We start from the raw sequence: 7,024 nt of genomic DNA on the forward strand, positions 1-7,024 counted from the left end.
CTACAATAAACTACGCCAAAATTAGTCGCATATAACTGTAGCATATTTTGGGTTAAAGTTAAGATGCGTTTACCCTGGTTCTTTTCTCGATTATTTGTAGGGTGCGTCGCCTTCTACAATCTGCAAATTCGATCGAAAATTTCACATATCCGCACCATCCAAAATACGCCACGATCGAACCAATTAGGCTTTACGGCGCAGAGCTGACATAGTTCTCAATTTTTTACGGAGATTAAAGATAGCGAGGCACCCTGCAAACTCCGAAATTACCCTACAATTAGCTTGCTTTTCCCTTCGGAAGAAACATTTTTTCAACAACATTTTTCCGCAGAAAAACCGTCACCGATTTTTCTATTACCGAGTAAAATATGCAGCCTACAAATACAGTTATCAACCCTAGCAGAGCCGGGGCGAAACAAGTATCGAAATATTTTCCTAAATTGGCATTTTGCAGGATTTTTGTAGTTGCCGATCTTAGCGGTTAGTGAATTAAAAATATCGAGTAAGAGACCTCTCCTAAGCATGTCAAAATCTGAGGAACTTTGGGAGAACCTTTAAGGTCGATAGATGCCGAACCTATGATTAACATAGCCGCCAGCACGGCAAAAGTGCTAATTCGCTCGATTTCTATTTTAGTGGCATCCAAAATCACTAATAAAACCACATATGCTAAACTTTCGATTTCAATAAAACCCATCTATATATTGCGAATTTTACTGCCAAGATTGATGACAATATACCCAGCCAAGTAGCCTAAAACAAATTCTAGATTCATATTGCCAAATCCGAGATTTAGCAAAAAAGCATAGCCACTATCAAATTCTAATATTTTCAAGTAATGGAGAATCGTGACAAATAGCCAAGTCGAAAGTATCGGTATAAAATGTTTTGGTTTCAACCAGATAGCTATCCCGAACAGGTAGTAAAAATATAGTTCGCAAATTAAAGTCCAACCTACATTCAGAATGGTAAATCATTGTTAGGCAGCAAAAGCAGCGACGTAATTATTTTCCCAAAACCTAAATCTTGATTGTTAGCAAACCCTGGAGTTACTAGAAAAAAACTAAAACAATGAGAGTAACGATCCAATAAATTGGGTGATTTTTTAGGGTGCGTTTGATTAAAAATGATTTCAAATGGTCGGGTTTCCCGATCGCCGATCGGTGAAGGTAGACTATCATAAAACCGATCTATACAAAAAAGTAAATTACACCGCTCCACCAGCTTCAAACAGATTAAATAAAGATACTTTATTTAATCTTTATCTGCTCGTGTGGTTTAGGTGAAACAGCAACACCAATAGAGCTCCAATACCCCGACCAACTTGCAATATTTTAAGCTTTTTGTGAGGAGTTGAACTCTGTGTCATGAGAAAATACCTTGTTCGAGGATGGCAGTTGCCCTTGCTCCTCAACTACAGTCAACCCCCTAAACATAGTCAACACATTAGACATTATAATATAACTTTATACTTTTTTCATAAAGTTGTGCAAGAAGACTTCCGACTGATCGTGGACTTAGTTCTAGTTCTCGCTGCTGCCGCAGCAGGAGGACTCTTTGCATCGCTGTTGCGACAGCCGGTAATCCTCGGATACCTCCTGGGAGGGATGGTAGTCGGGCCGGCAGGGTTGGGACTGATTAAAGAATTAATTCAGGTAGACACCCTGGCTGAATTCGGCGTTGCTTTTCTGTTATTTGCCTTGGGAGTGGAATTTTCTTTCGCCGAACTCCAGAAAGTTAAAGCCATTAGTCTGGGCGGGGGGGGCTTGCAAATTGTGCTGACGATCGCCTTTACTACTGCAATTTCCTTGGCTGTAGGCTGGGTAGAATCGCCCGCTCAAGGCGTGTTTTTAGGAGCGATTCTGTCGCTTTCCTCGACAGCAGTCGTACTGAAATGCTTGATGGAGCGCAATGAAGGCGGTACTTCCCACGGTCAAGTCATGCTGGGAATATTAGTAGTTCAAGATTTGGCCTTGGGGCTAATGCTAGCAGTTTTGCCGGCCCTCAACCAGCCAGCAGAAGCGATCGGCATGACGGTAGCGTGGGCCCTGCTGCGGATCGGGTTATTTGCTGTCGGTGCTGTAGTGGCGGGCATTTGGCTCGTACCGCAGTTGCTGCGCTACCTCGCGAAAACAGAAAGTAGGGAACTGTTTTTGCTGGGAGTTGTGGTTTTGGCTTTAGGGATTGCGCTGCTGACTGAATATTTGGGTTTTTCGATCGAGATGGGCGCATTTGTGGCGGGTTTAATGATTTCGGAGGTGGAATATGCCGACCAAACTCTAACTTATGTCGAGCCTTTGCGAGATATTTTTGCATCCTTATTTTTTGTTACCATCGGAATGTTAATCGACCCAGTGTTTCTCTGGAACCATCTAGAATTAATTCTGGGACTGGTATTTCTAGTATTTGTCGGCAAATTCTTGATAATAGCGCCGATCGTCCGACTATTTGGGTATCCGCTCAAAACAGCATTAATCGCAGGTTTGGGGTTGGCTCAAATAGGAGAATTCTCCTTTGTACTCGCTAGTTCCGGCCAAGCTATGGGACTCGTTTCGCGAAACGTTTACCTGTTAATTTTAGGAACGACAGCAGTCACCCTCGTGCTGACTCCGTTTGTATTGAGAAGCGTGCCGCAGTTATTTAAGTGGGCGGAAAATTTCGGGCCTTTGCAGCGCTATTTTGACGAAACATCTCAACCTGTGGCAATAGCTGAAACTTTGCCGGAACAAAATCATGTTGTGGTTTGCGGCTACGGGCGAGTCGGCAGAATTTTAGTCAAAATGCTGCAAAGCCGCAACTGTTCAATTGTGGTGATCGACGAGTCAGAAAGTAGAATTCAAGACTGTAGAGTCCAAGGAATTCCTTACATTTACGGGAATGCTGCGAGTTTGCACGTATTGGAAGCCGCCGGAGTGGAACGCGCAAAAGCAATGGCGATCGCCCTTCCCGATCCCATGAGCACTCGCTTGTGTCTGAAGCGGGCTTTAGAATTAGTCCCGGATTTGGATATTGTCGTGCAGGCAAACCAAGATAAAGACATCGAACTGCTTTACCAACTGGGGGCCTGGGAAGTCGTGCAGCCGGAGTTTGAGGCCAGCTTAGAACTGTCTGCCCACTTGCTGGCTGGCATGGGGATCTCGGCAATGGCGATCGGGCGGGAAGTGCAGCAAATTCGCAGCAGCCGTTATTTGGAATTGCGGCCGCCGCGCGAACCTTTGGCGATTTCGCGGGATTTGAAAGTGGCAGTTCGAGACATGAATAGCGAGTGGTACAGCTTGCCGTCAGGTTCGCCCTTCGCCAGCATGACTCTCGAAGAAACTAACTTGCGGCAGTTGACAGGGGTCAGCGTGATGGCGATCGTCCGCGCAAATGGTGAGGAAATTGATTATCCCAACGGCAAGACAGCTTTGCAGTCTGGCGATCGAGTTTTGGTAGTCGGAGAACCGGAAGAAATCATCAGCTTTGAGTTGCTGGCGAAGGGCGAAGTTGCAGTGCCGCAGGGCGGTAGTTCTTGCCAGTGGCTGAGGTTGCCAGCCAACAGCCTTTGGGCGGGCAAAAAACTGTCAGAGGTAGATTTGCTGACCCAGTACGGGGTGCAGGTGCGGGCGATCCGCCGGGAAGGGAAGTTTACTCGCTGGCCGGACGGAACTACCAATTTGCAAGAAGGCGATCGTTTGCTGCTGTGCGGGGGCTTCTACGAGCTCGGCTTGATGCAGCGGACGGCCTCGCCGCCGGTTCGGCAACCTGCCTTAAAGCTGCCTTTTCTCACCACCCAAGTCAGCGAAAAGCTGTTTAGCGATTAGGGAAGTTCGGCAACGGATTCGCTTTCTGAGGATGTAACGGAGGTCAGGAAGACCGAAGTTGAAACAGGTTCGAGGGTAGAAGGAAGAGGTAAGAGGTTCAAGGTTCGAGGGAAGATTTTTCCCATCTCCCACTATCCCCCTCTCCCACTCTTCCACGTCTCCCCCTCTCCTCAGCCGTTGGGTTTGAGATAAGCAATTGCTGGCCGCGAGATCAGAATTTGTGTTTCTGAGGGATCGAGGAGGCAAATGCAGCTATGATCCTGCCAAAAAATTCGGCCCGCTAGCAAGTCGCCGGTCACGAGTTTAATCTCTACCTGTTCTTTGTCTTTGATGTAGCTTTGTATTAAGCGAACGCTGGGCAATCCGGTCTCAAATTCTGACATAGTGGAAAATGGGTAATTAGGTCATTAGTCATTAGTCATTAGTCATTAGTCTTGGGTGGCAAACTGAGAATTGAGGAGTGAGGACTAAGGAGATGCGGGCGGAACGCAACTGGCAAATGACTAATGACTTTATGAAGTCTATCAACTAATCAGTTTTAACATTCAGAGGTTTTTATGCCGATCGAGTTTGCGAAGTATCAGGGACTGGGAAACGATTTTATTCTGATTGACAACCGCCACTCGTCAGAACCGGCGATTACACCAGAACAAGCTGTGGAGTTGTGCGATCGACATTTCGGGATTGGCGCAGACGGTGCGATATTTGCTCTTCCAGGGCAAAACGGCACTGACTATACGATGCGGATTTTTAACTCGGACGGTTCGGAACCGGAAATGTGCGGCAACGGAATTCGCTGTTTGGCTAAGTTTATCGCCGATTTGGAAGGGTCAGAGGCGAAAACTCAGTACCGCATCCACACTCTGGCTGGTGTGATTAGCCCGGAATTGCGATCGGACGGTCAGGTGAAGGTGGATATGGGAGTTCCCCGGCTGCTGGCTGCGGAAATTCCGACAACTTTGGCCGCACCGGATGCCAAAGTTATAGATGTGCCGATCGAAGTTGCCGATAAATCTTGGTCTGTTACCTGCGTCAGCATGGGCAATCCTCACTGCATTACTTTTGTAGAGGATGTTGCGGCTGTTGCTTTAGAAACTGTCGGGCCTCAATTCGAGCACAACAAAGCATTCCCGCAGCGTACCAATACGGAATTTATTCAAGTGGTACGTTCGGACTATGTAAAAATGCGGGTGTGGGAAAGAGGCGCAGGTGTTACTCTAGCTTGTGGGACTGGTGCTTGTGCTGCTGTGGTAGCTGGGGTGTTGGTAGGGAAGTGCGATCGGGCAACTGCGGTTGAACTCCCCGGCGGCGTTTTGGAAATCGAATGGGCAGAAGTTTCTGGGCGGATTTACATGACCGGACCGGCACAGCGAGTATTTACTGGTTGTATTAGTGATTAGTCATCAGTCATCAGTTATTAGTCATCAGTCACTGGTCAGAACGGATTTTTTGTTGAATTAACAAACAATAAAAATTATTGAATTCAAAATTTTTATTGAAGTCTGACCAATGCCTTCCGCCTTCAGAATTCATGGACTGCGGACTGAAGGCTGAAGACTAATAACTAAGCCTGAAATCAAAAATCTAAAATCTAAAATCTAAAATTGAGTAGGTGGGCTTGCATGGCTGGAGGTATTTATCTGATTCAGGACGACGACAGGCTGGTAGAAATGATGGAACAGCCCTACGACTCGGAAGACCAGTTACAAGACTTGCTAGTAACTTATCCCAATTTGATCGCGGGAGACCAAATCGATCGGGCGACGCCGCGCAGGTGGCTGTTAATTTCGCGGGAAGCTGCACCCAGCGATGAAGAAACAGCGGTGCAGTGGTCGCTGGATCATTTGTTTCTCGACCAAAATGCCGTTCCTACTTTGGTGGATGTCCGGCGAACTCCTAATGCCGAACTGCGGCAAAAAGTTTTGGGTCAGTCGATCGACTATGCTGCTAATGCGTTGTTTTACTGGCCCATCGATTCAATTATTGCTCTGTTTGAAGCTAATTGTCGCGATCGGGGTCGCGATCCCGAACAGATTTTTGAAGAGTTTCTCGGCGCAAATGCTAATGAAGAAAGATTTTGGCAGAAGGTTAAAACTAATTTGCAAGCGGGTAAAGTTCGCTTAGTGTTTGTAGCTGACGAGATTTCCGCAGAAATGCGCCGAGTTGTGGAATTTCTCAACGAACAAATGGACCCGGTTGAAGTTTTGGCCCTGGAAATTAAGCAGTACGTCAGTGAAGACGGTCTGAGAACTTTGGTTCCCAGAGTGATCGGTCAGACAGCAGAAGCACAGCAGAAAAAATCCAGCGCAACGCGCGAAAGAAGGCGCTGGGATGAATCTTCATTTTTTGCGGAAATCAAAGCTAGACGGGGCGCGGACGAGGCGCAAATGGCAAGATCGATTTACGTTTGGGCGAAAAGTCAAGAACCCGAAGTTCAAATCCACTGGGGAACGGGGGATGCCTACGGCGGTTTCGCCGCTCAATTGCTTCACAGAGGAAGAAAACCTTATCAGTTATTCACTGTAGATATTGCTGGCAGAATGGAGATTTCTGCTGATAATTACGGTTCCCAGCCGCCGTTTAATGCGGAACAGAATTGGCTGGAATTGAGAAGTAAACTGAGTTCGATCGGTCTGTCGCTACCTACAGAACCTGGGGAGAGAAGGTCGCCGAGTCTGGCTTTGTTTACTTTGCAAGACGAATCTGCCCTCAAGCAAGTTAGGGAAACTTTTGATTGGGTTATCGAGCAAATTAAAACTTTATAGTTAGACTCAGAGATGATAGAAACTGATGACACGGCAGTGCCGTTTCCCTACCCCCATTAATTGTAGGGAAACGGCACTGCCCATGAGTGTCAACTTAACGTAAAACCGATAGTCCGGCAAGGGTTGAAACCCCTGCCTCAAAGCTAAAGTCTTCTCAAAGAGGACTAATGAGTTTTTCAGTCCTCTTTGAGAGGACTTTCGCTATTAGACAGGGAATTCATTCCCTGGCGGAGTGCTGGGTGGGCGGGATTACTGGCGCACAAAAAGCTTAAGTTGACACTTATGGGCCCTGCCGTGTCCTGATTGTGGGTAATATTAATTCCAATGCTACCGGATTTGATATGACGTACCCTACTCTATGTGCTGGATAGTATGTATAGGGAGCATCCCGGTTTTGCAAAAACCTCAAATGGCCAAGAGGTCGTTGAGGTAAGCACAACGAAGTTTTAGCATTTG

General features: G+C 46.8%; 5 protein-coding genes. 3 read left to right on the forward strand and 2 right to left on the reverse strand.

Annotation, left to right across the window (positions count from 1 at the left end; translation table 11 throughout):
- Nucleotides 1-481: 481 nt before the first annotated feature.
- Entirely contained in the window at nt 482-697 is a 216-nt protein-coding gene (locus QUA80_RS32630; protein WP_333429060.1) for a hypothetical protein, read from the reverse strand.
- Nucleotides 698-1,487: 790 nt separating this feature from the next.
- Here QUA80_RS32630 and QUA80_RS32635 point away from each other — a divergent pair.
- The gene (locus tag QUA80_RS32635; protein WP_333429061.1) at nt 1,488-3,803 is read left to right on the forward strand and encodes a cation:proton antiporter; all 2,316 of its coding nucleotides are present in this window, start codon (nt 1,488-1,490) and stop codon (nt 3,801-3,803) included.
- A gap of 170 nt (nt 3,804-3,973) precedes the next feature.
- On the opposite strand, the gene QUA80_RS32640 is transcribed toward QUA80_RS32635, so the two are convergent.
- A complete protein-coding gene (locus tag QUA80_RS32640) occupies nt 3,974-4,186 on the reverse strand; it encodes an Hfq-related RNA-binding protein (protein WP_333239123.1) in 213 nt (70 codons plus the stop codon).
- A gap of 174 nt (nt 4,187-4,360) precedes the next feature.
- Here QUA80_RS32640 and dapF point away from each other — a divergent pair, with 174 nt between their 5' ends.
- On the forward strand, nt 4,361-5,203 hold the full coding sequence (dapF, locus tag QUA80_RS32645) for a diaminopimelate epimerase (protein WP_333429062.1): 843 nt from the start codon (nt 4,361-4,363) through the stop codon (nt 5,201-5,203).
- A 222-nt stretch (nt 5,204-5,425) separates the two neighbouring features.
- Nucleotides 5,426-6,568 carry a hypothetical protein gene (locus tag QUA80_RS32650; RefSeq protein ID WP_333429063.1) on the forward strand — a complete coding sequence of 381 codons (1,143 nt, stop codon included), beginning with the start codon at nt 5,426-5,428 and terminating at the stop codon, nt 6,566-6,568.
- The last annotated feature ends 456 nt before the right edge of the window (nt 6,569-7,024 follow it).

The sequence above is a fragment of the Microcoleus sp. F4-D5 genome (genome assembly GCF_036704885.1).
In the GTDB taxonomy this organism is placed as follows: Bacteria; Cyanobacteriota; Cyanobacteriia; order Cyanobacteriales; family Microcoleaceae; genus Microcoleus.